Genomic DNA, 26,002 nt, shown 5'->3' on the forward strand with positions numbered 1-26,002 from the left:
ATTATCTCGACAAGCATACTAACCCAAACAAAGCTGGCTTCAGCCCCAAACCATGAACCTACATGGAGTAATCGTGGGAACGAGTCGCTCCGAAGGCAGTTCTGCGTAGAAGCGGACGACTGTTCCCCGATAAGACGGAGATACGGGCTCGCGATTGGAAGTCGGGCTCAAGCATCTAACGGAGAACAACCATGAAAGAATATATCGGACTCGATGTTTCGTTGAAAGAGACGGCAGTTTCTATTCGCCGCGATGGTAAGCGGATGTGGCGCGGAAAATGCGCCTCTGATCCGAAGGTCATTGCGGAACTTGTTCGAAAGCGCGCGCCTGCAGTAGAGCTGGTCGTTTTCGAAACAGGCCCTTTATCGGTTTGGTTCTATCACGCGCTGGTACAAGAGAGGCTGCCTGCGATCTGCATTGATGCACGTCATGCTGCCGGAGCACTTGAAATGGCCCCCAACAAGACTGATGCCAATGATGCTGATGGCTTGGCCCAGCTTGCCGAGATTGGGTATTTCAAGGCGGTGCGGGTCAAGTGTTTCGATAGCATGCTCACGCGCACACTGATCACGGTGCGTACTCGACTGGTACGGATGACGGTTGAGTTGTCCAATCAGATTCGTGGGATAATGAAGACATTCGGCCTTACTGTCCCAGCCGGCCAGGGCAATGTGTTCGATCAGAATGTCAGTCATCTGCTGGACGATCAGGACGAATTGGCAACAATCATTTTACCCGTGCTCGCGGCCTGGCGCAGCCTGCGTGAGCGAACAGCTGAACTCAGTCGAAAGCTCGTCGCCGATGCGCGTCGAAGCGAAGCGTGTCAGATCCTGATGTCGATCCCGGGGGTTGGAACCATCACGGCGACTGCATTCATGGCTGCTATTGAAGATCCAGGCAATTTTCGAAAGTCTCGATCGGTAGCGGCCTGGCTTGGTCTTACACCGCGTCGCTACCAATCCGGTGAGGTTGATTATGATGGCCATATCTCAAGGCGCGGCGACAAGCATCTGCGCGGGTTGCTCTACGAGGCCGCAGTGGTCATCCTAACCCGAAGCTTCGCCCAAAGTGGGTTACGAACATGGGGACTCAAGCTCAAGGAACGGATCGGCTTTAAGCGCGCCGCCACCGCCTTGGCTCGCAAGTTGGCCGTCACCATGCATGCCATGTTGAAATCTGGAGAATTTTTTAACCCAAGCATAGGCGCAGCAGCTTGATTAGTTCGTCCTGGCGTTCATGCATTGAACGCTTGGTCGTGTCCCTGCCGGGGACGTGAGCCGGGCCATTCCGCGATGCCGGTTGCACCGTGCTTTAGCGAAGTGCGTAACCTACATTGGAAGGCCCCTCCCGCGAAGCTCCATCATGCAGCGGCTCATGCTGACTGCGAAGACGACCCTGCTTCCCGGTATACACTTTCATGATCAGCCAACACGCTTACGGCGTGCAATTAAAATAAAGGACTTGCATTATGACCCTCGATTAGACGACCGGCGTCAGCCGGTTAGTTGTTCAGAGACCTGCTGACCGATTGTGGCCACCTTGATGAAGCCTGCGGACGCTACGCGCCCGCAGGCTTCATCAAGGCAATACGGCCCTTCCAGTAAATGCTTCCCAATGTGCTATGGCATCCAGTTCACCCTCCCGCCGCGCTACGCTGACGGCCCGACCGCCACCTACATGACCCACATGTTCGACATGCGCTGCGAAGAAAACGGGATCGAGCACCGCCCCGCCAAAATCAAGCATCCATGGACCAACGGGCAGGTCGAACGGATGAACCGGACGATCAAGGAGACCGCCGTCAAACGATACCATTATGACAGCCATGCCCAGCTGACCGCGCATCTCAACGACTTCATTGACGCCTACAATTATGGTCGGCGGCTGAAGACCCTCAAGAGACTCACACCCTTCGAATACATCTGCAAAATGTGGACAACTGAACCAAACAGATTTACACTTAATCCAACTCATCAAATGCCTAGACTAAACACCTAGCTTCAAATCAAGGTATCAAAATTCATATTTGGTATTCTCGACCACCCAATTCATCGAAGATATGACAGGTCATTCTAACATTGCGGTTAGCGTTCGTGGGAGCTTTTCCAAAAAGAAAGAACGCTCCTGAGAGCTGCGACAAAGGCCAATGGCTGATCGAGCATCAGGTGGTGGCGGGCTTCCGGTATGGCTATTATCGGGATGTCGTTTCCACCCATCTCGCGGATGTAATCGGCAGAATCCTGTGAGAAGAGCAGACTGTTACCGCCGTGCACGATTGCTTTGCGGCCCGGCGCTTGCACCAGCCGCTTACCCATGTTCAGCCACTCCTCGGGCCTATTGCTCCGCCGGAAAACCTCTGGTGAGAATTTCCACGTCCAACTGCCTCTTTTATGCTTCAGCGAATGATACGCAATATAATCTAGCAGGAATGGCTCCTCGGCGGGCTGAGGCGGCGATAGGATGTAGCGCGCACGCGCTGCTTCATAGCTGGGATAGCGCTTGTTGGGCTTGTCCGGATTCCCTGATCCCGGGCTCGACCGATCGTTCTTCCAGTATTTTTCAAGCAATTCAGGGCGCATGATCATAAGGTCGCATACGACCACTCCAGCAAAGGCGTCGGGCGACTGGGTCACGGCTGTCAGCGCGGCACCCGAACCGAAGCTGTGCGCGATGATCGTTGGCTTTTGGCCATCCGCAAACATGTTCAGGGCCTCGGCAACCTCGGTGAATTCCCTCCCGCGGGCCGCCGTGTCAGCTGCCCCCCGCATTTCGCTGTCCCCCATACCCGCCAAATCGAATGCCACGACATCATATTCTTCCGCGAAGAACGGCGCAATAAAAGCGAAGCAGCGGGCATGGGCGAGGAAGCCATGTGTCATTAGCAATTTGGGCTTATCGGGGCTGCCCCAGCGGAGATAGTGCACCTTGGCACCGGAAATCTCTACATAAGCTTCTTCGCGCGGCACGTTCAGTGCTGCTATGAACCATTCGGGCAGGTGCGAACCGTCCCCGGCCCACAAGGAATCGATGTCAGTCGGAAGGTTGTTTACAGGGGTCATTTCATTCATTGCGCGAAAGGTTCCTTGTTGGTGAGTTTTTAGGTGGCGAATCCGCGATAGGCATTTTGCGCTACGTCGTCGCATACGGCGGCATAGCCAACCACGCTTGGGAAATTGATAAGCTGGCGCTTCTTGCTCGGGATGTTTGCGCCCATGTACCAGGAGTCCGCTTCGGGAAAGAGTGTCATCGCGCCAGCTTGGGCGACTATTTCGGTCCAGGTCGTCTCGGCCTGCGGTTCGGCATCGAAGAGCTTGATCCCGCCTTGCCTCAGCCATATCAGAAAGTCGCAAATCCAGTCGCCTTGTATCTCAGCGCTCGTTGGGCCGTTCGCAAAACCTGATGGGCTCAGGGGACCGTAAGAAAACAGCATATTGGGAAAGCCCGTCACGGACATGCCCAGATAGGCGCGCAAGCCATCGTTCCAGGCCTGTGCCAAACCGAGCCCGCCCAGCCCGGTTATATTCATGTCGATCAGTCCGCCGCGTCCGGCATCGAAGCCTGTTGCAAAGACGATCAGATCGCAGTCAAACGCCCCATCCTGAGTTTCGATACGGTCCGCGCTGATCCGGACGATCGGCGTTTCCTTCAGATCGACGAGCGCGACATTTTCCTGCGCAAAAATCTCGTAATAATTCTGTTCCAGCGATGGCCGCTTGGTGCCGAAGGGGTGGGGCGGCTCGGCAGGAGCAAGTTTTTCCGCAAGCGCCGGATCGACGATCCGCTCCCGGACTTTGTCGCGCCAGAAATCATAAGCGTAGCGGTTTGCTTCGCGGTTGGTGAGCATATCCGCAAAATTGTGATACCAAAATTTTAGACCGCCGCGCTGCCAGAGATGCTCGAAATGTGCGGTGCGCTCCTCATCGCTAACCTCAAGTGCCGATTTTTCCAGCGACTGGTATTCAAAACCCCCGCTGGTCTGCTTGCGTTGTTCGAAAATGGCCGGATACCCCTGCTTTTCGCACACCTGCCCTTCCTCGGTCATTGTCTCCTGGCGCATGGGAAGGGCCAGGATCGGCGTCCTCTGAAACAGTGTCAGCCGGTCTGCTGATTTTGCTGCCTCCTGTGCCACCTGCACACCGCTGGCGCCGGTGCCGATCAGGCAAATCTTGCGGCCTGCCAGATCAATGCCTTCCTGAGGCCAGCGCGCGGTGTGGCACCATTCGCCAGCGAAGGTGTCGAGGCCGGGAATGTCGGGGACATAAGGCTTCGACGCGAAGCCGAGAGCCGGCAGGAGAAACCGCGCTGTCACCGTGTCCCCACCGTCCAGATGCAGGCGCCAGAGCGATGCCTTTTCGGCGAAGCGCGCGCTTTCGACCCTCGTGCCCAAACGCATGTGCGGCCACAGATCGAGGGTATCGCAGACATGACGAAAATAGGTGCGCAGCTCTTCCCATCCGGGAAAGCGCTCGGTCCAAGACCATGTCTGCCATATATCTGGGAGTGAGAATTCGTAAAGCGGAACCTGCGAATCGACCCGCGCGCCCGGATAGCGGTTCCAGTACCAGATGCCGCCGGGCTGGGCGGCAGCATCGACCAGCAGGATATTGAACCCGGCCTCGCGCAGTTTGTGAAGCAGGTAGATGCCGCTGAAACCGGCACCGACGATCACCGCGTCATAGTCTGGCGTGGTCTTGCCGCTCACGCTGCCGCCCTGCTGCCTTCCGCAATTTTCTTTGCCGCTGCGTAATCCGCCTTTCCGTTCGAGGCGCGCAGAGGCGTGTCGGTAGGATGGATCGACTTGGGCGTCTTATATCCTGCCAGCTGCTCGCGGACGTGGTCCTTTACAGTTTGCTCATCGAATTCGCCCTGTTTATCGAGATGGACCACGGCGGTTACCGCCTGACCCCATTTCTCGTGCGGTACCCCGACGACCAGCGCATCGGCGATCGCGGGGTGGGTCTTCAGCACCTCTTCGACTTCTTCGGGATAGACCTTTTCACCGGCGGTGTTGATGCACACGCTGCCCCGGCCGAGCAGGGTCAGGCTGCCATCGGTCTCCACGCGGCACCAGTCGCCCGGTATCGAGTAACGCACACCGTCGATTGTCTTGAAAGTCTTGGCCGACTTTTCAGGATCTTTGTAATAACCGAGCGGGATCGCACCCTTGCGCGCGATAAAGCCAGGTACGCCGCTGCCCGGCTCAATCTTCTGGTCGTTCTCGTCGAACACGTCGCAGAATTCGCCAATGCCGAATTTGGCGGTGTTGGTGCCGCCTTGCGCGGTGGTGACCGAAAGGCCGTAGCCGAGGCCTTCGGAAGCGCCGAAACTGTCCATCAGGATGACTTGAGGAATGTGCTTGCAAAGACCGGCCTTGACCTCCTTGCTCCACATCACGCCGGACGAGATGATCGACACGAGGCTGCTGGTATCCCAGCGGCCGGGATGTTCGTCGAGGGCGCGAAGCATCGGCTTGGCGAAAGCGTCACCCACGATTGCGATACTCTCGACCTTGTGTTTCTCGACCGTCTCCCACAACTCTTCGGCATCGAATGACGGGTCGGAGAGTGTAACGATTGCACCGCCCGACATCAGCGCGCCGATCCCGGTGATAAAGCCTGTGCCGTGCATCAGCGGGCAGGAGGGGAGGGTGCGGCGTCCCGGCCCCTGGCTCTTGATCAGCGCGACGTTTTCTTCGTGCGACTGCGGCACCGGGCCGAGCAGCTTTTGCGCGTCGAGCTGCGCCTTGCGCATGTCGTCGTGCCGCCACATCACGCCCTTGGGCATGCCGGTGGTGCCGCCGGTATAGATGAACAGCAGATCGCCTGGTGAGCGCTCGATGCCTAGAGGCGAACCGTCTCCCTGCGTCGTGAGATGTTCATAGGGAACGGCGAAAGGGGCGATTTCCGACGCATCACCGATCTCGACGAAAGTGTGGACCTTCTCAAGCCGGTCCTTCAGCTCAAGGATATAGTCGCGAAATTCGGAGCTGTAGACGATCACCTCGCTGTCGGAATCGTCGAAGATGTAGAATACTTCTTCGGGCACGTAGCGATAATTGATGTTCACATGCGTGAGCCGACCCTTGAAGCAGGCCGCCATCAGCTCGCCGTATTCGGGACGGTTTCGCATGTAGAACGCCACCTTCGCCCCGTCGACGGCACCGCGTTCCCGCAGGTTGCGCGCGAGATTGTTCGAACGGACTGACATTTCCGGCCATGTGATGATCCGGTCGCCATGGATCAGCGCGGGCGCATCCTTCGGCATGGCCGGTTCGATAGCATCAAGAATGTCGCCAAGGTTCCAGTCGATCACGTTTCCATCTCATCTCTTGGCGGGGCGCCGCTTGTCTCGCGGCGTCCCCGCAGCTACTTAAATCACGCTGCCCGGGTCCACCCCTGCCGCGCTGCTGCTTCGGCTCTCACCGCTTCGGGGCCGCCAAGAACCTGGCGATCGAAACCGATCCGCTTGAACCAATAATGGAGCCCAAGCAGGTCGGTGAAGCCCATCCCGCCATGCACTTCGGTGGAAGTGCGCGCGACGAAGCGATACACCTCGCCGGTATGCGATTTCGCATGGCACGCGGCGAGCGTGGCTTCATCCGACGCCGCGTCGAAAGCATGCGCTGCGTACCAAATCAGGGAGCGGCATGGTTCGTGACGGGCTGCCATTTCCGCGCACATATGCTTGACCGCCTGAAAGCTGCCAATGATCCGCCCGAATTGTTCGCGCTGTCCGGCATAATCGACCGCCTTCTCAATCATGGCCTGACCCGCGCCGAGGCTGTCAGCGGCCAGGATCACCCGGCCCGCATCGCGCAGCCGTGCCGCAGTCGCTCCGCCATCGTTGGCCAGTGGTTCGGCCGCAACGGTCTCGAACCGCATTTCCCCTACGCTGCGGGTGCGGTCGGTCGTCGTCAGCGGGATTTTCTCCAGCCCCGGTGCATCGGCGGGGACGAAGTGCATCCGCCCGGCGGTATCGGCCACCAGAAAGGCCTCGGCGCCGGTGAAATCGAGCGCGAACAATGCCGTTCCGTTCAGCTTTCCGCCGTTGCAGGACACGCCCGCCCCGTCGCGCACCTCAATAGTCTCGGCAATGGCAACGGCGATCTGCGCTTTGCCGCTGGCGATCTGAGGCAACCACTCAGCCTGCTGCTGCTCGTTGCCGGCTTGCGCCAGCGCGATGGGTGCAAGCACATGGCTGGCGAGAAACGGCACCGGAGCGACCGCATAGGCAAGCTGTTCGGCCACAACAGCTGCATCTAGCAAGGTCATACCGAGGCCGCCATGCTGTTCGGGAACCATCATTCCTGTGATGCCCAGTTCGCTCAGTGCAGACTGCACCTTTTCGCTGTAAGAAGCTTCGCCTTCGGCGCACTCACGCACATGGTCGAGCGGGCAGGTGTCGGCGAGGCATCGCGCGACTGTATCGCGCAGCATCTGCTGGTCTTGCGACAGTCCGAAATCCATCAGGCGGCTCCCTGTTTCTGGCGGGCCGCAACCGCAGCGCCCTGTTCGGCCGGCGCAGGTTTGGCCAGCTTAGGTTCGCGCGGCATATCGAGACCGCGTTCGGCGATGATGTTCTTCTGGATCTGCGCGGTACCTCCACCGATGATAAGGCCCAGCTGGAACATGTAGTTCCACTGCCACGCGCCTCCTTCGCGCTCGCGATTGCTACCGTGATAAAGGATGCCGATCTCGCCCATGGCGTCGATCGCCAGAGCCGATATCTGATGCGCCAGTTCGCAGCTTTGCAGCTTGACAATCAGCTTGGCCATGCCGCCGGGTTCGCCCTTCAGATTGTCCGAAAGGATACGCATTCCGTTGTATTTCATCGCTGCAACTTCGGCCTGAAGCGCCGCCAACCGGTCGCGCAGCACGGCATTGTCGATCGCGCGGCCTTGGCCGACACGTTCTTTCTGCATTAGCTTGACCAGTGCCTGAAATCGGTTTTCCAGCGCATCGGGATCGCCCAGCATGCCGCGTTCGTGACCCAGTGTCGCATTGGCGACGAACCAGCCTTGACCACGCTGGCCGACGATCTGGTCCATCGGCACCCGCACGTCGGTGAAGAACGTCTCGTTAAATTCGGCGTGACCGGTCATGGTCTTGAGCGGACGCACCTCAATCCCCGGCGTATCCATCGAGAATATCAGATAGGAAATGCCGCCGTGCTTGGGCGCGTCAGGTTCGGTCCTGACCAGGCAGAAGATCATGTCCGCCTGCTTGGCCGTGCTGGTCCAGATCTTCTGGCCGTTGATCACGAATTCGCCGTTTTCGATCCGCGCGCTGGTTTTCAGGCTGGCAAGGTCCGATCCCGCGCCGGGCTCGGAATAGCCCTGGCACCATACGACCTCGCCTTTCAGCGTCGGCTCGACCCACTGGCGTTTCTGTGCCTCAGTTCCCAGTTCCAGCAGTGTAGGGACCAGCATCGATATGCCTTGGTTGGCAAGTCCGCCGGGAATGCCGGCGCGCGCGAATTCCTCGGCGATGATTCGCGATTTGAGAATGTCGGGCTCGGCCCCGTAACCCCCGTATTCCGTGGGGATCGTGCGCGCGGTATAGCCATGTTCGATCAGCAGTTTCTGCCACTCGACCGCTTCGGTAGACGGGCGGCCCGGCCCTGCTCGGCTGGCGCACGATTCCCGTACGTCTTTAAGAATTGTCGCACTTCCTCGCGGAAAGCGTCATATTCGGGTCCATATTCGAGATCCATTTCGTGCTTATCCTTCGTGGGGCAGGTTCGTATCGGGGCGGAAAACCGGCAGGCGGAAATCCGCGCCGATCAGTTCGAAATCGAGCGTTACCGGAAGGTCCAGCTCTAGCTTGTCGCGGTCGCAATCGATCAGACGCGTGGCCATGCGGACGCCTTCTTCCAGTTCCACCACCGCCGAGACGAACGGAATGTCAGCGGCAAAGGCAGGGTGCAGAGCCTGATGTGTGACCGTCCAGGAAAACAGCGTACCTTTTCCGCTGCTTTGCTCCCAAGAAAAGTCTGGCGAGCCGCATTTTGCGCACATGTAGCGCGGCAGGTGGCGGAAGGTGCCACATTCGCCGCAGCGCTGGAAATAGAGATTGCCGTCCTGGCAACGGTTCCAGAATTCCTGTTCCACCGGATCCTGCGGGCGCGGTTGCGGCTTTGGCGGCGCCTTCTGCGCCGAGGCACGCATTTTGGGCGGAAGATTCTTCTCGTCGCTCATGCAAACCTCCTCAGGATAGCGATACTGCCATCGCCCAAGTCGCCCCAGCCGGTGACCAGCCCGGTCTGCGCGCCTTCGACCTGGCGTTCGCCGCAATCGTGGCGCAGTTGACGCACCGCCTCGACCACGTGGTTGAGGCCCCAGACATGCGCTTCGCTCAGCAGGCCGCCATGGGTGTTGACCGGATAGCGCCCGCCCAGCTCGATCTGCCCGTCGGCGACAAATTCACCCTGTCCGCCCGGCTCGTAATAACCCAGCGCTTCGAGCTGTAGCAGGACGACATAGGTGAAGCAGTCGTAGATCTGCAGGAAATCCATGTCCTCGCGGCGAACGCCCGCCATGTCGAAGGCGCGCGGGGCGGCATAGCTGAGGCCGATTTTGAACGGATCGGGCCGGGAAGGAATGTCGTCGGCCGGATAGGGATGTCCCTCGGCTGCGCCCGCAATGCTGACGGGGACATGCGGCATGTCTTTTGCCCGGTCCATCCGCGAGACGACGACCGCGCAGGCTCCGTCGGTTTCCAGGCAGCAATCGTAAAGGCGGAAAGGTTCGGAAATCAACCGCGCCGAGTGATAGGTTTCCGCGTCCAGCTCGCGCCCATAGGTAAAGGCCTGCGGATTCATCTGCGCATGGCGGCGGCAGGCCAGCGCGACGGCCGCCATTGCGTCAGGCCCGACGCCGTAAAGCTTTGAATGGCGGGTCGCGAGCCAGGCATACATTTGCACCGGCAAAAACACGCCATAGGGACTGTAATAGCCTTTGACCGTGTTGGTCAGCGTGTTCATGTTCATCGGCCGCGTCGGCGGCGCACCTGGCTTGGGCCTGAGCGCCGAATATCCGTTCCAGCCCAGCGTTATGAGCACATGGTCGCACAGGCCGCTTGCGATCGCCATTGCCGCGTTTTGCAGCGCCGTAGTCGGGCTGGCCCCGCCCATATGCACTGTGGCGGCATAGCGCAGCACATCGATACCCAGATTGGCGGCCATTTCCTCTGACGTCGTATAGATCGGCGGCGGCACCATGCCATCGATATCGGAAGGTTTCAGCCCGGCATCCGCGATGGCGCGGCGCGATGCTTCCAGCATCATGTCCACTGCGGTGCGTTCGGTGCCTTTGACGAAAGCGGTTTCGCCAACGCCAGTGATAGCGGACCTGTCGCTGAAGCTTAGGGCGGCGGGACCGTTCATGCCTGCAGCTCGCCTTGCCGGCGCGCCTGAAACTCACGCTCCAGTCGCTGTGAAAGATCACGCACGCCTACATATACTGCCGGGGGCTGGAGGTTCAGATCGCGGCGCACTTCCTCAAGCGGGTGATCGAGGTACCTTTCCCAATAGAAAGTGGTCAGGTCCGCTGCCTTGCGACCCAGTCGCCACGCCTCAAACGCGGCGCGCGCGACGGGGAGCTGCCATTGCTCCGCCAGCAGTTTGGGAATACCGACCGCAACGATGAAGGTGATGCCGTGATTGTAGAATTGTGCATTGCCAAAAGAGAGTACGCACAATTCGCCCAATGCATCGCGGCCATAACCGGTCACCACATGGAACAGATCGTGCGAATCGCGCAGACGTTGGCGATAGCGCGTGACCGCAGGATCGCTGAATTCTGTCATGCCGCTTGCCTCGCTCGCCTCGGCCAGGCCCTGAGCGGTCAGTCCCTCGCCATAGACGAAATCGAGATAAGCGCGGCCAAGCGTCCCCGGCGCGCAGCGCGCCAGACGCTCCCGGTCGCTGAGCGTGCCGAGCAAATCGGCCCGTTCCGTCAGGATCGTCTGCCCTTGCGGCGAGGCGGCGAAGCGGCGGAAGTTGCGGTAGTAGGAATTGCCCGATAGCGCCTGGACGATGCGAAATACCTGCGAAGTGTCTTCCTTGTCCGCTATCAGCCGGCGCATTGCCGGAAAGGCTTCTCCAGGGCGAATGCCGCGGCGCAATTCGTGCCCTTGCGGCAGGTTTGGTGCATCATTCACGACAATACCTCCGTCGCGGTTCACGAGTAGGACTTGGCGGATGAAAGCGCCTCTTCGGCCCCCGTGACGAGATCCTGCATGACCTCGGAGGCGGGACGGATCGCGTCGATCAGTCCGATCCCCTGACCTGCGAAACCGGGAATAACGTCTTTTCGCTCCGCCTTGATGCCGGAGGCCATTACCGGCCCGGAAATCATCGATTGGTACGGCATGGGGAGGGGCTCTTTGCCCGCCTCAACCCATGCATCGGCCCATCTGTTGCGAATCATGCGCGCAGGCTTGCCGGTAAGAGAGCGGCTGACCACCGTGTCGTCCTCGCCGCTTTCGGTGATCGCTTCTTTCTGGAAGTGTTCGATACCCGCTTCCTCGGTCGCGAGGAACGCCGTTCCGATCCATGCGCCCTCGGCGCCCAGCATCATCGCGGCAGCAACGCCGCGGCCATCCGAAATGCCGCCGGCACCGATGACGGGAACGCGATCGCCTACCGCATCGACCACTTGCGGGATGAGCGAGATGGTGCCGATCGGCGAATTGTGACCGCCACCATCGTGACCCTGCGCCACAATCATGTCGATGCCCGAACCGACCACTTGCTCGGCATGTTTAACCTTGCCGATCACCGCCATGACCTTGGTGCCATTGGCATGCAGGCGGTCCATCCACGGTTCGGGATTGCCAAGACCCGCAGCATAGACGGACACTTTTTCCTCGATCACCACTTCCATCTGCGCTTCAAAGAACTCCTTCGAGAAGAGCTGAGGCCCGCCTTTCCCCATTTCGGGGGCGCCAGCCGCCCGCATGGCCGCCTCAGTATCAACTTGAGGAAGGCCTTCGCGGTCCATGAAATCGCGGGTGAACTGCTGGTATTCGCCCAGCAGTTCCATCGGATTTTCGGGTGCGCCACCGCTCTGCGGTGCGGATCCGCGCGTGACCGAGGCGGGCAGCAGCGTATCGACGCCGAAGGGCTTGTCGGTCAGCTCGCGGGTCTGACGAATCCAGTCGCGCAGCTGTTCAGGCGAACACGCCGCCGCACCCAGCACGCCCAACCCGCCCGCATTCGATACTGCCGCGGCCAGTGCCGGAACGCTTGCACCGCCCATGCCGGCCAGCAGGATCGGATATTCGATTCCCAGCATTTCACAAATTCGGCTTCTCAGTGCCATTTTCTCTTCCTCTCCGCATGGATGCCTTTTGGCACGCTTCAATTGGTTACAACTGCTAAATTTGCCCCCATTTGACCCGTTGGGACACCAGTTCCGGGCTGCGTTCCGCAAGATAGGATGCCGAGCCCGAGACGAGGCGGCTCATCGCCTGCCGCGCAGCTGCCTGGTCGCCAGTGCGCACCGATTCGAGAACGCTGCGCAAAAATCGTAGTTGGACCGCTCGCTCTTGTGCCGAATACCCCAGCGAGTTCGAGAATTCGCGGGTCAGCAAATGCATCGTCGAGGTTAGCAAGCCAAAGAGCGGATTGCCGCTTGCCCAGCCAAGCAGGTCGTGAAAACGGCGGTTCAGTTCCTCGAAATTATTGTCGGCTTCATTGCGCTCCAGTTCTTTGAAGCAATCGGCAAGTGCACTCAGGTCGCCCGTGGTCGCGCGCAGCGCGGCATAGGCAGCGACATCGGGCGCAATCGCCTCGCGCAGTTCCAGCAATCCGCGCAGGTCCGCTTCCATGAAATGCAGGATCAGCGACAGGCTATTGGCGAAATCACCAGTCTGCGGGCGTGCCACCACCGGCCCGCCTCCGCGCCCCAGTTGCAGGTGGATCACGCCCTGGAGTTCCAGGAAGCGCAAGGCTTCGCGCAAGGTCGCACGGGCAACCTCGTAGCGCGCCAGCATCTCGTCCTCGTGCGGCAGCCGGTCCCCAGGAGAATGCGCCCCCGCCTCGATGTCGCGCACGATGTTCTGGGCGAGCGATAAGGCGCGCTTGGTTTTCTTCACTGTTTCGACCTGCGGCTGCATCGTTGCCCCTTGGCTAAAGTCGTATAACATTTAAAAGCGTTCAATGCCCGCTGTCAATGGCCTTTTAACGATAGGGCGGGGTAAAAAGTAGAAAATATTATAAGCTTTCTTGACAAGAATCGGTTAGACCATTATTTTTGTAAGATTAGGGCAGGATTGCTTGCGGGAGAGGAAGACAGGATATGAATACCCAGGTCATGGAAATGGATACTGCAGACAAGATCGCCGCGATTCCGATTGAAGAGATCGACGTTGCCCGGCCAAGCCTGTTCCAGAACGATACCATCGGATTGTTCTTTGATCGGCTGCGCAAGGAAGATCCGGTTCATTACTGCCGCGACAGCTATGTCGGCCCTTATTGGTCGATCACCAAGTTCGACGACATCATGGCGGTCGATACCAACCACAAGGTGTTCTCGTCCGAGGCGAAGCTTGGCGGTATCGCGATTCAGGACATGCATTCGGTTGAGGGTGCGCTTGACCTGGAAATGTTCATTGCCATGGATCCACCCAAGCACGATCAGCAGCGAAAGGCTGTGACGCCCTCGGTCGCGCCGTCCAACTTGCAGCTGCTGGAACCGATCATTCGCCAACGTGCCGCCAAGATTCTCGACGACCTGCCGGTCGGTGAGGAGATTGACTGGGTCGACAAGGTTTCGATCGAATTGACCACTATGACGCTCGCGACGCTGTTCGACTTTCCCTGGGAAGAACGGCGCAAGCTCACCCGCTGGTCGGACATCACAACGGCTGCGCCGGAAACTGGCATCGTCGAATCCTACGAGGCGAGGCGCGAAGAGCTCATCGAGTGCGCAATGTATTTCAAGGGGCTGTGGGAACAGCGCATCAATGAGGAGCCAAAGAACGACCTGATCTCCATTATGGCGCACTCCCCGGCGACAAGGGACATGCCCTTCCTGGAATTTCTGGGTAACCTTCTGCTGCTCATCGTGGGCGGCAACGACACGACCCGCAATTCGATCAGCGGAGGCGTGCTGGCTCTTAATGAGAACCCAGACGAATATCAAAAGTTGAATAATGATCCTTCGCTCATTGGCAGCATGGTGCCGGAAATCATCCGGTGGCAGACGCCGCTGACCCATATGCGCCGCACTGCGCTCCAGGATTGGGAGATCGGCGGCAAACAGATTAAAAAGGGCGACAAGGTCGTGATGTGGTATCTCTCCGGCAACCGCGACGGCAGCGTCATCGACCGAGCGGACGAATTCATTATCGACCGCAAAAATCCGCGCCATCACCTCTCTTTTGGCTATGGAATTCATCGCTGCATGGGCAGCCGCCTCGCCGAACTGCAACTGCGTATCATCTGGGAAGAGATTCACAAGCGTTTCTCAAGGGTCGAAGTGACCGGCGAGCCTGAGCGCCTGTTTTCAAATCTGGTGCGGGGAATCACCAATCTGCCGGTGCGTTTGCATGCCCGCTGATTGTCCGAACCAAATATTGCGGAGATAGAAATGGTAAAGGTAACGTTCGTCGCGAGCGACGGAGAGCGCCGGGAAGTCGAGATCGACAAAGGCGAAACCGCGCGCGAAGCGGCATTGTTCAACGACGTGCCGGGTATCGACGGCGATTGCGGAGGCGTTTGCGCCTGCGCGACCTGTCACGTTCATGTCGACCCCGAATGGATCGACAAGGTCGGTCGGCTGCAGGAAGACGGGATGGAAGCCGAACTGCTGCAGTTCGCCGAAGGCACTACAGAATACAGCCGCCTCGCGTGCCAGATTCCGATGAAGCCGATGCTGGACGGCCTAGTGCTTCACGTGCCCGAACAGCAATATTGATCCATCGAGATAGATCTCGCAATCCTCGCCCAATCGATGGAGAAGCAACCCTGATCCTCAGATGGAGACCATGATGGCGACCCAGCTGAAAGAGAACACCCACGCGGACGACGACGCGTTTCGCACAGAAGTACACGAATTCCTTAGCGAAAAATTCCCGCAAGAACTCAAGAGCAAGGTCAACCTTGCTAGCAGGCCTGAAAATTCCGACAAACGAAACGCCTCTTCATACAAAATGGCGTGAGTCATATTGGTGCTCGGGGCTGGGCACGCCCACTGGACCCAAGGCATATGGAGGCAGTGGCAGGCTGCTGCCGAGATGCTCGATTTGGCGCAGGCATTGTTCGACAGCACGCTTGACTACCTGAAGCAGCACGTGCGGTTCAACCAGATGCTCGCTTCTTAGCGCTTCAATACCGCGCTGAGCTTTCGCCTGCCGCTAGCTGCGCGAGGAAGGCTAGCTAAGCGGCATGTGGGCACGCAACTCTCGCGCCCACGATCCGAGCGGTCGTCTCATCCGCCCGATCATTTTTCGCAGGTGCTGAGACTGTCCGTCGAACAGCACAGTGGAGGTTTAAATGCATTCGGGCCTACTTCTTTCGTAAGCGAGTTCGGCACCGACTTGCTGCCAACCTCTGCCTTCCTCTCAGCAGGTTGATTCTTCCCCCGTCAATTCTGTCCGCCCCCGAGTCCAATCAGAACAGCCCGGGCTGGACGGCCTGCGAATAGGCGGAACTGTTTGCCCTTCATTCGAACACCCATTCGTTCAGGAGCTATCGGGAATGCAATCTCGTCAACCTACTACTTCACTGGCTGCCCCATAACCCGCACTCTCGGGAATGGTGAGAATGTTCTTCCCGTCACGCTGAACGATTTTCGGGAGGACTGGCGCGATCAAGCGCGCTTCGGCACGTTCGACGCAGTCCTGCGCACTGCTGGCCTGGGCCAGCAGTTCCAGGTTCAGCCTGGTGGGAAAGATAATCGTCCGCTCCCCGGCTTCGCCCATAGCCAGTGCGCCGCCAGGTGATAACCATTCGGCATCCACGGTTTCGTAGCCATCGCACGCCGCGATCTGGCGTTCGGGAGCGCGGGCGACGTAGAACCAAGTGTCGAAGCGCTTGTTCATGAAGGTGGGTGTGATTCACCGAGCGAAATCGCTAAGCCTGTCCAGCCGCAATTGCACATCGGCCTCACGAACCACGTCGAGGAACGCGAGTTCGCCTTGTTCGACCGCCTTGCGGCTTGCCGGGTCGCAGGAACCCTCGAAAGCGCTGCCATCGCTTTTATCGGCCAGCAGGATGCCCGCTTCCTCATAGGCTTCGCGAACTGCGGCGATCCGCAGGGTCCGCTGTGTCGGTTCAAGTGTGTCCCAGCCGGCGCAATGGTCGGCCCATTGCGCAGCATCATCACCCGTAGCTGGTTTCCCACCCGGAAAGACCAGCGCGCCGGAGGCAAAGTCGATCTGGTGGTGCCGCTTTACCATCAGCACTTGGAATTCCGGCTCGTCGCGCAGCAACAACATGGTGGCTGCGGGGACGGGATCGACGGGTTGCGGGCTGGTCATATTTCTCTCTCCGGTTTGATCTTCGCTTATTTGTGTTGGCTTTAAGACATGGGCAGTCGGCTGGTTCAATTCCATTTCCGGACCAATGCGATCAGTGCGAGCGCTAGGGTGATCCCTGCCAGCACCCACGACTGGTCGGGTCGATGGTCACGGGAATCGAGCCAGATCGGGCGATAATGGTGGCATTGCCGATTAGGTCTGGCAGGGAAGCCGAAAGACCGAACAGTCGGCGGCGCAGCTTGGTGAGCTGGCTGCGGGTCGCACCGAACGAGAACCGTTCCGACAGCAGTTCAATAAGGATGGGTCTGGTCTCTTCGGCAATGTTGTAGTCTGGCGCGAACGCGAGGACAGGGCCTTCGGTCGTCAGCAGTGTGCGCAGCAGGATGGCAAGATCGGGCGGCAGGACGAGGCTGTATTCGCGCAGAAGGCCGAAAACCCGGTCGAAAAGCGCCGATAATTCGATCCCCGACAGCACCGTGCCGCGAAATTCTTCGATGATATGGTCCAGATCGAGGGCGAGCTGGTCGCGATCCACCGCCGGATTGCCGGCCCAGTCGAGCAGCAGATCGGCAACGTCCTCCGCCTGTTCGTCGGCGATTGCGAGGATCAGACGGACGATTTCCTGCCGACTCGCTCCGCTGAGAAAACCGACCGCGCCGAAATCGATGAAGCCAACCTGGTCAGCATCCATCCGGAAAATATTACCGGGATGGGGGTCGCCATGGAATTTGCCATTGAGGATCATCATCCGCAGCACAGCATCGGCATAGCGTTTGGCAAATACGATGTTTCGCGCCTTCTCCGCCACACGGTCGATCTGCGATGCGGTGCGATCTCAACCGGTCGATGCAACACAGGCGTTCCAGCACATTCACCCGCAGGCCGGTGAGATGCCAGTGTATCGCCGGGGACTTCGCTCCCAGCGTTTCAAGGTAGCCGCCGATCCGCTCGCAGGCCCGCGCTTCTGCAGCGAGGTCCATCTAGCGGGCCAGGTTCTTGCCGAAGGTCTGGAGGAACTCGACTGGACGATAGCGGGCGATGTCGCTCGACCGCCGCTCGGATAGCTTCGCCAGCCGCACCAGTATGCGCATGTCTGCTTCCAGTCTGGCCGCAGTGCCCGACCGTCGAACCTTCACGATCACGTCACTGCTATTCAGCAAGGTTGCCGTATAGGTTTGGGCGATAGAGGCGGAGGCCATCGGATCGCGCTCGAATGCCGTGAAATCTTCCTCCCACTTCTCGCCCCAACTGGCGACGAGAACAGGCTCGATCGCGTCAAACGGCAGGGGCTCGACCCGGTCCTGAAGACTGGCCAAGGCGTCTATCCACTCGTCAGAGAACACATCGCCGCGCGTTGCGAGAAGTTGGCCGAGTTTCACACCGATCGGGCCAATATCGCGCAGCAAGGCAACCATTGATTTCGGTCGCAAGTGCTCTGGACTGACATCTTCTTCCGGAAAAGGTGCAATTCCAAGGGCATTACCCAGATTCATTGCACCGTGACGGGCAAAAATTCGACCGAGTTCCGCCAATCGCGAAAGGTCGCCTATGAGTTTTTCCGAATCTCCGGGCATCTGGCTCAGTCCGTTGCGTCCGGGAGTTTTTCAAGGTTCTTGGATATCCGATCATCGTCAGTGATTATCTCCCGACGGTCTTTCGATTCGCGCACTTGGAGTTCATAGATGGCCATGGGATTGCTTTAGCCAACTTGGTATGAAACACCAAACAAATATAATAAAGTGCTTTACGATCTGTAGGGCTATCTCTAACTCACCCGTTAAATGAATCGGGATCGATAGAGTGAGCGGACAAATGAAGGATATTTCCGAAGCTGTAGAGGGCGACAATGAACCGGCTGCGGGATCGCGTTCCAACAGGAAACTACGCCTGTTCATCCTCGCGGCGGTGATCGTGGCCGTTCTTGCAGGTGCCTGGTGGTATTATCGTTATGTTACCTACGGGCAATACATGCAGTCAACCGACAATGCCTACGTTGCAGCGGACAGTGTGGTGGTCTCTTCCAAGGTGGCCGGATACGTCGATGCGGTGCTGGTTTCGGAAAACCAACAGGTTGCCCGCGGCGAAGCACTGGTCCAGCTCGACCTGCGTGATTACCGCGCCCAAGCCGCTCAGGCACGCGCCCAGATCGCGGCCACGGTGGCCGGTGCCGACACGATCCGCTCGCAGGTGAGCGAACAGAACGCCGCGATCCGCCAGGCGCGCGCGCAATTGGCCGTCGCGCGCGCGACGCTAGACCTTGCCAACAAACAGGTGAACCGCTATCGCCCGCTCGCCGCCAGCGGGGCGGAACCGCGCGAAAAACTCGACCAGTACGTGACACAAGCGCAGCAGGCTCGGGCCGAACTTGCCTCCGCGCAGGCTGCGGTCGCGGCCGCCACAGGGCGCCGCGCCACGTTGTTTGAGCAGATCGAGCAGACCCGGGCACAGGCCGATGCTGCTCGCGCGCAGCTCGATGTTGCCGACCTCAATGTCTCTTCGACCCGGCTGGAAGCGAGCAGGGCAGGGCGCATTGGTGACCTGTCGGTCCGGGTCGGGCAGTTCGTCCAGCCCGGCCAGCGGCTCATGACTCTGGTGCCGGTGAGCCAGATCTACGTTACCGCCAATTTCAAGGAAACGCAGGTCGGTCTCGTGCGACCGGGTCAGCCGGTCAGACTCGAAGTGGATGCATTGCCAGATGGCAAGATTGCTGGAACGGTGGACAGCATCTCGCCCGGAACCGGGGCCGAATTTTCGATTTTGCCACCAGAAAACGCGACCGGGAACTTCACCAAGATCGTCCAGCGTATCCCGGTCCGCATATCCATCGACGCAGCACCCGAAGTGCGCCGCCTGCTCGTGCCCGGCATGTCGGTCGTCGCTACCATCGACACCCGCGGTGCCGTCGGCGAACTCGAAGAGATTTCGAGCGCTGCCGAATGACCGAGGCAGCGCCTGCCCAAGCTGGCCCGACCGGTGCTCCAACCAAGCCGCAGAATGCCGACGTCACTGCCTGGGTCGCGGTGGTGGCGGGCGCGCTCGGCGCTATGCTGGCGACCTTGGACATCTCAATCGTCAATTCCGCGCTTCCCGTCATTCAGGGCGAAATCGGGGCGACCGGTACCGAGGGCACCTGGATCGCTACCTCCTTTCTCGTCGCCGAGATTGTCGTCATCCCGCTCAGCGCCTGGCTGGAGCGCCTGTTTGGCTTGCGTACGCTGCTCATCATCGCCGTGACTGCGTTTACAGGCTTCTCGATACTATGCGGGATCGCGACCGATCTGACGACTATGATTATCGGTCGTACAGGTCAGGGATTTATGGGCGGCGTACTGATTCCGACTGCGATGACGATCGTGGCGAAGCGGCTGCCTCCCCACCAGCAACCCATCGGTATGGCGCTGTTCGGCATGACCGTCGTCTTAGGTCCGGTCATGGGGCCGCTGATCGGCGGATGGTTGACTGAGAATCTTAGTTGGCACTACGCCTTCTTTGTCAATGTCCCGGTCTGCGCGACCCTCCTCTTGCTCCTATTCGTAGGTTTGCCACACGAAAAGCCGAACTGGGAATATCTGACCCAGGCAGACTGGGCCGGTATCCTTGGCATGATTCTCGGGCTTGGTGGACTGACGGTCGTGCTGGAGGAAGGCCACCGCGAGGAATGGTTCGATTCCTCTCTCATCCGATGGCTTACCCTGATCACTGTAATCGGGTTCGCGTCCCTCATCTACGGTCAATTGTACGCCTCCAAACCCGTTCTTAAACTCCGGCTACTCTTAAGTCGGCAATTCGGGAGCGTCGCTGTGATGGCGCTCGCGTTGGGGATGGTGATGTATGGCTCGATCTACGTTATCCCACAGTTCCTGGCGATTATATCTGATTACAACGCCTTCCAGACCGGGCTGGTAATCTTCTGGATGGGTGTGCCGGCGTTCCTGTTGATGCCGGTTCTACCCTTCATGATCCGTCGCGTTGATATCCGCATCGCAGTAGGGGCTGGTATGCTCTTGATGGCCCTTAGCTGTTTTGTGAGCACCAGCCTTACAGCCGAATCCGGTGGCGCAGTGTTTACCGAAAGCCAGCTAATACGCGGGGTGGGTATGATCCTGGCGATGATGTTCCTCAACCAGGCGACTGTTGCCTCGGTGGCGAAGGACGAAGCCGGCGATGCTTCGGGCATCTTCAATGCCGCGCGCAATCTGGGGGGGTCATTCGCATTAGCGGGCCTCGCCTCGTTCCAGGACCAGCGCACCTGGCATCACAGCCGCCGGATGGAAGAAACTCTGAATGCAAACAGCGTCTCGCTGCAGAGCTACCTGGATTCGCTGGCGCGGACCTTCGGCGGTATGGATGAAGCAATGGCCGTGCTGGACCGGACCATCCAACGTGAAGCCTTTGTTATGACCTATAACGACGTGTTCTTCGTGATGGGTCTGTTGACGGTGATAACGGTGCCGCTTGTCGTGTTCCTCAAGCCGCTGCCCAAGAACGTTTCCCTCTCGATGCACTGATACCGACATGATCCGAAAATCAATTCCTTTTCTTCTTATTGCCGCCACTCTGGCAGGATGCACCGCCGGCCCAGACTATGCGGGGCCGCCCGAGTTGGCTGCCGCCGGCGGAGCCGGGGGTTTCATCCGGGCCGGCGACAAAGTGAGCAGCACAGTGCCGGAACTCGCCGAGTGGTGGATTCTACTCGACGATCCCGGACTCGATCGACTGATCGAGGCGGCGCTCGCCGATAATCCTTCGCTGGAGGCGGTGGGTGCGCGCATCGCGCAGTCCCGCGCATCCCTCGCGCAGGAAAATGCAGGCCGTCTGCCATCGCTTGGCACCCAAGCAACGGTCGTGCAGGGCCGTCTGCCGGGTTTAGACATTCAGGGCGGTCCGCCACTTCCTCCAGGGACGCCCGGAATGCCGCCAGAAGAGGAAGACGATACCATCAGTTTTTATAATGCCGGCCTCAACGCCAATTGGGAGATCGATTTTGGTGGCGGGACCGGGCGGCGGATCGAGGCAGCCAATGCACAGTTGGCCGCTGCCGTAGCGAATGCCGAGGATGCGCGAGTCCAGCTAACTGCAGACGTCGCCAACGCCTATGTGAACCTGCGCGAGGCACAGCAGCGGGTCGTGCGGTACCGCCTGCAAAGCGAGTTGCAGGAGCAGATACTCGTTCTGACCTATCAGCGTTATCAGCAAGGTACCCTACCGCTGTTTCCGGTCGGAAATGCTAATGCAGAACTGGAGTTGCTCAAGTCGCAACTGGCCGAGGCCGAAGCAGATGAGGCCGTGTTGCTCGATGCGCTCGCCGTTCTGACCGGGCGCGCTCCGGGAGCGCCTTCTCTCGAAGTTGCACCGATTGGCGAGATCCCCCTGCCGCCCGAAAGAGTGGCGGTAGGTGATCCCGCTAGTCTCATCGCGCGGCGGCCCGATATCCGCGCCGCTGAACGCACCTTGGCCGCCGCGACGGCGCGGGTCGGTGTGGCCGAGGCTGCGAAGTTTCCGAAACTCTCGTTCATGGGCATCCTCGGGCTGGGGGGAACCTCGCCGGAAGATATCTTCGACGTAGGCGAGTTTTCTGCCATTGCGATTCCGCGCCTGCAATGGAATTTCCTTGATTTCGGAAGGGTCGACGCGTCGATCGACCGGGCAGGTGCGGCTCGCCGCGAGGCTGCTGCAAATTACCGGCAGACCGTGCTTGCAGCTTTGCAGGATGCCGAGCGCGCCTTAGCCCGTTTCGCGCAGCAGCGCGCTGCGCTGGCGGCTTTGATCCAGGTCAAGCGACATGCCGATAAATCGGCGGATCTCAACCGGCAGCGCTTTGAGTCGGGGGCGATCTCGCGCATCGATCTCAACCGGACTTTGCGCGAGCAGGAGAAGGCCAATACGGACTTGGCCCGGGGCAGAGCTGCCCTTACTCTTGCGTGGATTGCGGTGCAAAAATCGCTCGGCCTGGGATGGCAGGCGCCATCCTAGATGCCGACCCTACAGGTCACCGCATATATAGGCACCGCGCCCGCTAGCGAGCAATTTTTCATTCGGCCCGGTAACGCTGGTTTCGGCCACTGAAATTTGCTGACCGACTTTCACAATCAAACCGGTTGCGACGAGCGGGCCTGAGGTTGCCGGGCGATGATAATCGACCCGCAGATCGGCAGTAGCCTTTACTTTCGTGCCCTGTGCAATGAGGGCGTAGAAACCGGTCAGGTCGATCAGAGACGCAAGTACGCCGCCATGGGCCGATCCGATTATAGGATTGGAAACGATTTCGTCGCGCCATGGCATTTCGAGCTCCAGCCGCTGCGGAGTCAGCGACCTAACCTTCAGATCGAGCCACGCATGGAAAGGCGCGATACGGAGAATTTCCTCTATGCGTGCCCGATCTATTCGCGCTGGCGCCTCGCTCATGTTTCTCGCCCCCGCATGGAGTGATGTCGTTTCAGGAAATCGAGAATGGCGTGAGAAAACGAATCGTTCGCATCGCCCACAACCATGTGAGTGGCGCCGGCGATGTCGGTATATTCCGCATGCGGCGCAAGTTCGCGTAGATGCTCCACCGCGTCTTCGGAAACGAGGTCGCTCGAACCGCCGCGAATGAGATGGACCGGCAAGGTGAGGTTCTGGGTCGCCTGGCTTAATGCTTCAAATTGGCGTTGATGGCGCCCTTCATCGCGTTTGCTGACCGTCCTGCTGCTAAGGATAAAGGCTGGATCCCAATGCCAGTAATACCGCCCATCGGCTTTGTGTCGTAGATAGTTACGCAGCCCTTCGCCGCTCGACCGCTTGCGTCGAAGGGGCATATAACGCGCGATCGCTTCCGACGCCTCTTCGGGCGAGGCGAAACCGGTTTCGATATGCTCTTCCATAAATCCGACAATGCGGTTGACCCCGCTTACTTCCATCTGCGGTGCGATGTCGACAAGTGTCAGGGAAGCGAAGCTGCCGGGCGCCAAATCCCCTTCGGCGAGTATACCGGCCATTCCGCCCAGCGACGCCCCGACCAGCGCAAGCTTGCGCTCCATCCGTGATACGATGGCGACCAGATCGGACGCGAAATCGTGTGTTTCGTAAGCGCCATCGGCTGCCCATTCGCTGTCGCCGTGGCCCCGCATGTCGATGGCGATTGCGTGGAAACCCGCCTCCGCAAGGTCGCCGACCACGTTCTTCCATGCACGACGTGTTTGCCCACCACCATGAGCGAGCAGGACGGGCATCGCACCACTCTCGCCGTTGGCTTCGGCTGTGAGGGTCAAGCCTCCAGCTCCTTCAATGCTGACTGTTTCGCAATACATGGGACTACCCCCTAGCTTCCGGCGCCCCAAACAGTAAAGTTATTTAATGTCTCGCCTTTGAAGGAAACTCACCAGCTTATAGCTGGTAGAAGGCTTCAGCCGTTATTGTTTGCTCAGCACTATCCTCCAGAAAATGACCGGCTCGCAGGCGAAGTCATTTTCTGGAGGATAGTGCTCATGCCATATTCACGCGGGAGCCACACGGCTTTTCATCACCGTTATCATATTGTCTGGGCACCAAAATACCGCTTCAAGGTGCTGCATGGGGAGGTCCGCCTGCGGGTGCGGGAGATCATCCGGCAGGTCTGCAGCGAACTGGGCGTGAAGATCATCCATGGCGTTCTGTCACGCGATCATGTGCATATGTTTGTCGAGATCCCGCCCCATATTGCAGTCAGCGACTTCGTGCGCCGGGCAAAGGGACGCTCATCGCGCAAGATACAGCAGGAGTTCGAGCATATCCGCAAACGCTACTGGGGCCAGCGCTTCTGGCAACGAGGCTATTTCTCGACCACCTCAGGCAATATCACCGACGACGTGATCCTCAATTATCTCGACAAGCATACTAACCCAAACAAAGCTGGCTTCAGCCCCAACCCGTGAACCTACATGGAGTAATCGCGGGAGCGTGTCGCCTTGACGGCATTTATGCAGTAAAGGGCTTTATATTATATTGAATTTACGATATGGTCACTATCATGACAACCGAAACAGCTACAATGAGCGCAAACGCGCAAGACGGCTTCCTGAATGAGACCGATGAGTTTGCGTTTTTGCTGGAGGAAGTACCGCGAGTCCTGCGCAAGTCATTTGATGAATCGATTGCCCAGTTCGGCTTGTCCCGCACCCAGTGGAGAACATTGGCCTATCTGATCAAGACCGAGGGAATGACGCAAACCGAGCTGGCAGTTTGCCTAGAACTGGAACGAGCTACGATCGGATTGACGATTGATCATCTTGAAAAACTGGAATTTGTCGAACGTCGGTCCGCAGAAGATGACCGGCGTGTCTGGCGGATATTCCTGCGTCCAAAGGCAATCGACATTATTCCGGAACTTCGGAAAGAAGCCAACGCCGTTTATCAGAAGATGTTCAAAGGCATTTCCAAAGCAGACTTGACCATCATACGAACCGCGATGGAAAAAATGGTTGGGAATCTAAGGGTGTGCTGAACACGTCAGATCCCAAAATCTAACTGGTTCTGATCCTTCTCTCCCATAGGATCAGCTGGAGCGAGTGGCTGGGGCCACTCGCTCCCTTTTTTGGTATAAGCCAGTTATTGGCGTTGCTAGCGATCGACTCCTGCCGGAGCATAAATCAGGCAGTCATCCGCGGCTAGAAGTTGCTTAACGGGATGTACGACGTGGATAGAGTAGATATCCTCATCCTTATATACAGCGGATATGATCTACACTGCGCCATGTAGCCGTTGGACGGCATAGCGCCCGAGACTACCGAGAATCTCCCAGCGCGGATTGTGTTTGCTTGTAAGAATACCGAAGAGGTGGTCGACCGACCGACAAGAGGGCGGGTTGTGTTGAAAAACTCGGTCTTGTCAGCATTGTAGAGATGCGATTCAGCATTCCTGTAGAGGCGGGAGATGCTGCGATGATGGGCGAGCGGACGGTGATGCAGGAGGCGCTGTTTTTCGGGTCGATGGTCCGGCAACCAATTTGCTCGCTGTTTTCGGTGACTGGCAAGTGGTTCAGCCGAGCGTTGCCAAAGCACTTGATCGCCTTTTTTCGGGGGAAGGTGAAGAGTTTGCGACCACCGACTGTGCTGCGCTGATGCCGCGCAGCTGGCAATGGCTCGACGGCTCTGCCTTTTCAACTCATGGAGACCTTATGCAAGTCGCGTTTGGTCTGGATCCAATCAATACCGACAAACCGCTCATGTATCAGGGTGTTCGGATCGGTTTTTCGGCCCGACCGAAGATGTGTCGTTGCCCACTATCGAACATGGTATTGATTTTGAAGGCGAGTTCGGTGTTATTGTAGATCATGTTCCAATGGGAACATGCGCTACGGACGCAACGAAACACATCAGACTAATCGTCAAAATCAACGACTGCTCTTTGCGCGCGATTGCTCCGATAGAAATGGCAACCGGCTTTGGTTGGGTGCAGGCAAAACCGGCCTGTTCGATGGTGCCCTTTGCGGTGACACCCGATGAACTGGGTGAAGTCTAGAAAGATGGCGTGTTTGACACGACTTATAAATTGACTTGTAC

At 58.7% G+C, this 26,002-nt stretch carries 27 protein-coding genes and 1 pseudogene; 12 read left to right on the forward strand and 16 right to left on the reverse strand.

The features are described 5' to 3' along the window. Positions 1 to 191: 191 nt before the first annotated feature. Positions 192 to 1,217 carry an IS110 family transposase gene (locus V7680_RS09835; RefSeq protein WP_335653119.1) on the forward strand — a complete coding sequence of 342 codons (1,026 nt, stop codon included), beginning with the start codon at positions 192 to 194 and terminating at the stop codon, positions 1,215 to 1,217. A 466-nt stretch (positions 1,218 to 1,683) separates the two neighbouring features. Beyond that, positions 1,684 to 1,998, forward strand: a pseudogene (locus tag V7680_RS09840) (integrase core domain-containing protein); the annotation flags it as partial. A gap of 86 nt (positions 1,999 to 2,084) precedes the next feature. Here the strand turns inward: V7680_RS09840 and V7680_RS09845 are convergent. The 10 genes from V7680_RS09845 to V7680_RS09890 form a co-directional block, all read right to left on the reverse strand. Continuing rightward, on the reverse strand, positions 2,085 to 3,068 hold the full coding sequence (locus V7680_RS09845) for an alpha/beta fold hydrolase (protein ID WP_100092246.1): 984 nt from the start codon (positions 3,066 to 3,068) through the stop codon (positions 2,085 to 2,087). Positions 3,069 to 3,097: 29 nt separating this feature from the next. Continuing rightward, positions 3,098 to 4,702, reverse strand: coding sequence for a flavin-containing monooxygenase (locus tag V7680_RS09850; protein ID WP_100092245.1), 1,605 nt, complete (start codon positions 4,700 to 4,702; stop codon positions 3,098 to 3,100). After that, the gene (locus tag V7680_RS09855; protein ID WP_335653120.1) at positions 4,699 to 6,312 is read right to left on the reverse strand and encodes an acyl-CoA synthetase; all 1,614 of its coding nucleotides are present in this window, start codon (positions 6,310 to 6,312) and stop codon (positions 4,699 to 4,701) included. Before V7680_RS09855 ends, V7680_RS09850 begins: the two co-directional genes overlap by 4 nt. Positions 6,313 to 6,374: 62 nt before the next feature. Then, positions 6,375 to 7,466, reverse strand: coding sequence for an acyl-CoA dehydrogenase family protein (locus V7680_RS09860; protein ID WP_335653121.1), 1,092 nt, complete (start codon positions 7,464 to 7,466; stop codon positions 6,375 to 6,377). Beyond that, positions 7,466 to 8,659, reverse strand: coding sequence for an acyl-CoA dehydrogenase family protein (locus tag V7680_RS09865; RefSeq protein WP_335653127.1), 1,194 nt, complete (start codon positions 8,657 to 8,659; stop codon positions 7,466 to 7,468). Before V7680_RS09865 ends, V7680_RS09860 begins: the two co-directional genes overlap by 1 nt. A gap of 60 nt (positions 8,660 to 8,719) precedes the next feature. Then, the gene (locus tag V7680_RS09870) at positions 8,720 to 9,196 is read right to left on the reverse strand and encodes a Zn-ribbon domain-containing OB-fold protein (RefSeq protein ID WP_100092241.1); all 477 of its coding nucleotides are present in this window, start codon (positions 9,194 to 9,196) and stop codon (positions 8,720 to 8,722) included. Then, positions 9,193 to 10,383 carry a thiolase C-terminal domain-containing protein gene (locus V7680_RS09875; protein ID WP_335653122.1) on the reverse strand — a complete coding sequence of 397 codons (1,191 nt, stop codon included), beginning with the start codon at positions 10,381 to 10,383 and terminating at the stop codon, positions 9,193 to 9,195. The genes V7680_RS09870 and V7680_RS09875 overlap by 4 nt, the downstream gene beginning before the upstream one ends. Then, positions 10,380 to 11,159 (reverse strand): Coq4 family protein, encoded by a 780-nt coding sequence (locus V7680_RS09880; RefSeq protein WP_335653123.1) that lies wholly within the window; start codon positions 11,157 to 11,159, stop codon positions 10,380 to 10,382. Before V7680_RS09880 ends, V7680_RS09875 begins: the two co-directional genes overlap by 4 nt. Positions 11,160 to 11,179: 20 nt before the next feature. Continuing rightward, complete coding sequence (locus V7680_RS09885) at positions 11,180 to 12,322, reverse strand: NAD(P)H-dependent flavin oxidoreductase (RefSeq protein ID WP_100092238.1); 1,143 nt, start codon at positions 12,320 to 12,322, stop codon at positions 11,180 to 11,182. Positions 12,323 to 12,377: 55 nt separating this feature from the next. Continuing rightward, on the reverse strand, positions 12,378 to 13,118 hold the full coding sequence (locus V7680_RS09890) for a FadR/GntR family transcriptional regulator (protein WP_100092237.1): 741 nt from the start codon (positions 13,116 to 13,118) through the stop codon (positions 12,378 to 12,380). Between the two features lie 182 nt (positions 13,119 to 13,300). Here V7680_RS09890 and V7680_RS09895 point away from each other — a divergent pair, with 182 nt between their 5' ends. The 3 genes from V7680_RS09895 to V7680_RS09905 all read left to right on the forward strand — a co-directional run bounded on the left by V7680_RS09895 (position 13,301) and on the right by V7680_RS09905 (position 15,164). Beyond that, a complete protein-coding gene (locus V7680_RS09895; RefSeq protein ID WP_335653124.1) occupies positions 13,301 to 14,563 on the forward strand; it encodes a cytochrome P450 in 1,263 nt (420 codons plus the stop codon). A 30-nt stretch (positions 14,564 to 14,593) separates the two neighbouring features. Beyond that, positions 14,594 to 14,920, forward strand: a complete 327-nt coding sequence (locus V7680_RS09900) for a 2Fe-2S iron-sulfur cluster-binding protein (protein WP_100092235.1) — start codon at positions 14,594 to 14,596, stop codon at positions 14,918 to 14,920. Between the two features lie 70 nt (positions 14,921 to 14,990). After that, positions 14,991 to 15,164 (forward strand): hypothetical protein, encoded by a 174-nt coding sequence (locus V7680_RS09905; protein ID WP_164088927.1) that lies wholly within the window; start codon positions 14,991 to 14,993, stop codon positions 15,162 to 15,164. 549 nt (positions 15,165 to 15,713) lie between these two features. On the opposite strand, the gene V7680_RS09910 is transcribed toward V7680_RS09905, so the two are convergent. The 4 genes from V7680_RS09910 to V7680_RS09925 all read right to left on the reverse strand — a co-directional run bounded on the left by V7680_RS09910 (position 15,714) and on the right by V7680_RS09925 (position 18,058). Then, complete coding sequence (locus V7680_RS09910) at positions 15,714 to 16,046, reverse strand: hypothetical protein (RefSeq protein ID WP_206169918.1); 333 nt, start codon at positions 16,044 to 16,046, stop codon at positions 15,714 to 15,716. Positions 16,047 to 16,061: 15 nt separating this feature from the next. Continuing rightward, complete coding sequence (locus tag V7680_RS09915; protein WP_206169917.1) at positions 16,062 to 16,484, reverse strand: NUDIX domain-containing protein; 423 nt, start codon at positions 16,482 to 16,484, stop codon at positions 16,062 to 16,064. A gap of 103 nt (positions 16,485 to 16,587) precedes the next feature. Continuing rightward, a complete protein-coding gene (locus V7680_RS09920) occupies positions 16,588 to 17,292 on the reverse strand; it encodes an AarF/UbiB family protein (protein WP_240616810.1) in 705 nt (234 codons plus the stop codon). A 172-nt stretch (positions 17,293 to 17,464) separates the two neighbouring features. Next, positions 17,465 to 18,058 carry an AarF/UbiB family protein gene (locus V7680_RS09925; protein WP_335653125.1) on the reverse strand — a complete coding sequence of 198 codons (594 nt, stop codon included), beginning with the start codon at positions 18,056 to 18,058 and terminating at the stop codon, positions 17,465 to 17,467. Positions 18,059 to 18,296: 238 nt separating this feature from the next. Between V7680_RS09925 and V7680_RS09930 the strand changes: the two genes are divergently transcribed. The 3 genes from V7680_RS09930 to V7680_RS09940 are packed head-to-tail and all read left to right on the forward strand — an operon-like array spanning position 18,297 to position 22,457. Further along, positions 18,297 to 19,424 carry an HlyD family secretion protein gene (locus tag V7680_RS09930; protein WP_100092233.1) on the forward strand — a complete coding sequence of 376 codons (1,128 nt, stop codon included), beginning with the start codon at positions 18,297 to 18,299 and terminating at the stop codon, positions 19,422 to 19,424. Further along, positions 19,421 to 20,992 carry an MDR family MFS transporter gene (locus V7680_RS09935; RefSeq protein ID WP_100092232.1) on the forward strand — a complete coding sequence of 524 codons (1,572 nt, stop codon included), beginning with the start codon at positions 19,421 to 19,423 and terminating at the stop codon, positions 20,990 to 20,992. The genes V7680_RS09930 and V7680_RS09935 overlap by 4 nt, the downstream gene beginning before the upstream one ends. Positions 20,993 to 20,999: 7 nt before the next feature. Next, positions 21,000 to 22,457, forward strand: coding sequence for an efflux transporter outer membrane subunit (locus V7680_RS09940; protein WP_100092231.1), 1,458 nt, complete (start codon positions 21,000 to 21,002; stop codon positions 22,455 to 22,457). Between the two features lie 9 nt (positions 22,458 to 22,466). Here the strand turns inward: V7680_RS09940 and V7680_RS09945 are convergent, their stop codons facing one another. Both V7680_RS09945 and V7680_RS09950 read right to left on the reverse strand, forming a co-directional pair. Then, the gene (locus V7680_RS09945; protein WP_100092230.1) at positions 22,467 to 22,889 is read right to left on the reverse strand and encodes a hotdog fold thioesterase; all 423 of its coding nucleotides are present in this window, start codon (positions 22,887 to 22,889) and stop codon (positions 22,467 to 22,469) included. Beyond that, the gene (locus V7680_RS09950) at positions 22,886 to 23,773 is read right to left on the reverse strand and encodes an alpha/beta fold hydrolase (protein WP_100092229.1); all 888 of its coding nucleotides are present in this window, start codon (positions 23,771 to 23,773) and stop codon (positions 22,886 to 22,888) included. The genes V7680_RS09945 and V7680_RS09950 overlap by 4 nt, the downstream gene beginning before the upstream one ends. Positions 23,774 to 23,950: 177 nt before the next feature. On the opposite strand from V7680_RS09950, the gene tnpA reads away from it, so the two are divergent. From tnpA to V7680_RS15755, 4 genes are all read left to right on the forward strand, one after another. Next, the gene (gene tnpA, locus V7680_RS09955; RefSeq protein ID WP_335653126.1) at positions 23,951 to 24,376 is read left to right on the forward strand and encodes an IS200/IS605 family transposase; all 426 of its coding nucleotides are present in this window, start codon (positions 23,951 to 23,953) and stop codon (positions 24,374 to 24,376) included. A 95-nt stretch (positions 24,377 to 24,471) separates the two neighbouring features. Then, positions 24,472 to 24,945: a MarR family winged helix-turn-helix transcriptional regulator gene (locus V7680_RS09960; RefSeq protein WP_240616806.1), complete on the forward strand. Its 474-nt coding sequence runs from the start codon at positions 24,472 to 24,474 to the stop codon at positions 24,943 to 24,945. A 501-nt stretch (positions 24,946 to 25,446) separates the two neighbouring features. Next, positions 25,447 to 25,770 (forward strand): hypothetical protein, encoded by a 324-nt coding sequence (locus tag V7680_RS15750; RefSeq protein WP_346426347.1) that lies wholly within the window; start codon positions 25,447 to 25,449, stop codon positions 25,768 to 25,770. Beyond that, on the forward strand, positions 25,710 to 25,961 hold the full coding sequence (locus V7680_RS15755; RefSeq protein WP_339689398.1) for a fumarylacetoacetate hydrolase family protein: 252 nt from the start codon (positions 25,710 to 25,712) through the stop codon (positions 25,959 to 25,961). The genes V7680_RS15750 and V7680_RS15755 overlap by 61 nt, the downstream gene beginning before the upstream one ends. Positions 25,962 to 26,002 lie beyond the last annotated feature (41 nt).

Origin of the sequence: Parasphingorhabdus sp., assembly GCF_036963705.1 — a bacterium.
GTDB lineage: Bacteria > Pseudomonadota > Alphaproteobacteria > Sphingomonadales > Sphingomonadaceae > Parasphingorhabdus.

What these genes read in the sequence shown, in the direction of transcription:
- V7680_RS09835 (WP_335653119.1), top strand. Translation starts at nt 192, where the DNA reads ATGAAAGAATATATCGGACTCGATGTTTCGTTGAAAGAGACGGCAGTT.
- V7680_RS09845 (WP_100092246.1), bottom strand. Translation starts at nt 3,068, where the DNA reads ATGAATGAAATGACCCCTGTAAACAACCTTCCGACTGACATCGATTCC.
- V7680_RS09860 (WP_335653121.1), bottom strand. Translation starts at nt 7,466, where the DNA reads ATGGATTTCGGACTGTCGCAAGACCAGCAGATGCTGCGCGATACAGTC.
- V7680_RS09870 (WP_100092241.1), bottom strand. Translation starts at nt 9,196, where the DNA reads ATGAGCGACGAGAAGAATCTTCCGCCCAAAATGCGTGCCTCGGCGCAG.
- V7680_RS09875 (WP_335653122.1), bottom strand. Translation starts at nt 10,383, where the DNA reads ATGAACGGTCCCGCCGCCCTAAGCTTCAGCGACAGGTCCGCTATCACT.
- V7680_RS09885 (WP_100092238.1), bottom strand. Translation starts at nt 12,322, where the DNA reads ATGGCACTGAGAAGCCGAATTTGTGAAATGCTGGGAATCGAATATCCG.
- V7680_RS09890 (WP_100092237.1), bottom strand. Translation starts at nt 13,118, where the DNA reads ATGCAGCCGCAGGTCGAAACAGTGAAGAAAACCAAGCGCGCCTTATCG.
- V7680_RS09895 (WP_335653124.1), top strand. Translation starts at nt 13,301, where the DNA reads ATGAATACCCAGGTCATGGAAATGGATACTGCAGACAAGATCGCCGCG.
- V7680_RS09900 (WP_100092235.1), top strand. Translation starts at nt 14,594, where the DNA reads ATGGTAAAGGTAACGTTCGTCGCGAGCGACGGAGAGCGCCGGGAAGTC.
- V7680_RS09905 (WP_164088927.1), top strand. Translation starts at nt 14,991, where the DNA reads ATGATGGCGACCCAGCTGAAAGAGAACACCCACGCGGACGACGACGCG.
- V7680_RS09910 (WP_206169918.1), bottom strand. Translation starts at nt 16,046, where the DNA reads ATGAACAAGCGCTTCGACACTTGGTTCTACGTCGCCCGCGCTCCCGAA.
- V7680_RS09915 (WP_206169917.1), bottom strand. Translation starts at nt 16,484, where the DNA reads ATGACCAGCCCGCAACCCGTCGATCCCGTCCCCGCAGCCACCATGTTG.
- V7680_RS09925 (WP_335653125.1), bottom strand. Translation starts at nt 18,058, where the DNA reads ATGCCCGGAGATTCGGAAAAACTCATAGGCGACCTTTCGCGATTGGCG.
- V7680_RS09930 (WP_100092233.1), top strand. Translation starts at nt 18,297, where the DNA reads ATGAAGGATATTTCCGAAGCTGTAGAGGGCGACAATGAACCGGCTGCG.
- V7680_RS09935 (WP_100092232.1), top strand. Translation starts at nt 19,421, where the DNA reads ATGACCGAGGCAGCGCCTGCCCAAGCTGGCCCGACCGGTGCTCCAACC.
- V7680_RS09940 (WP_100092231.1), top strand. Translation starts at nt 21,000, where the DNA reads ATGATCCGAAAATCAATTCCTTTTCTTCTTATTGCCGCCACTCTGGCA.
- V7680_RS09945 (WP_100092230.1), bottom strand. Translation starts at nt 22,889, where the DNA reads ATGAGCGAGGCGCCAGCGCGAATAGATCGGGCACGCATAGAGGAAATT.
- V7680_RS09950 (WP_100092229.1), bottom strand. Translation starts at nt 23,773, where the DNA reads ATGTATTGCGAAACAGTCAGCATTGAAGGAGCTGGAGGCTTGACCCTC.
- tnpA (WP_335653126.1), top strand. Translation starts at nt 23,951, where the DNA reads ATGCCATATTCACGCGGGAGCCACACGGCTTTTCATCACCGTTATCAT.
- V7680_RS09960 (WP_240616806.1), top strand. Translation starts at nt 24,472, where the DNA reads ATGACAACCGAAACAGCTACAATGAGCGCAAACGCGCAAGACGGCTTC.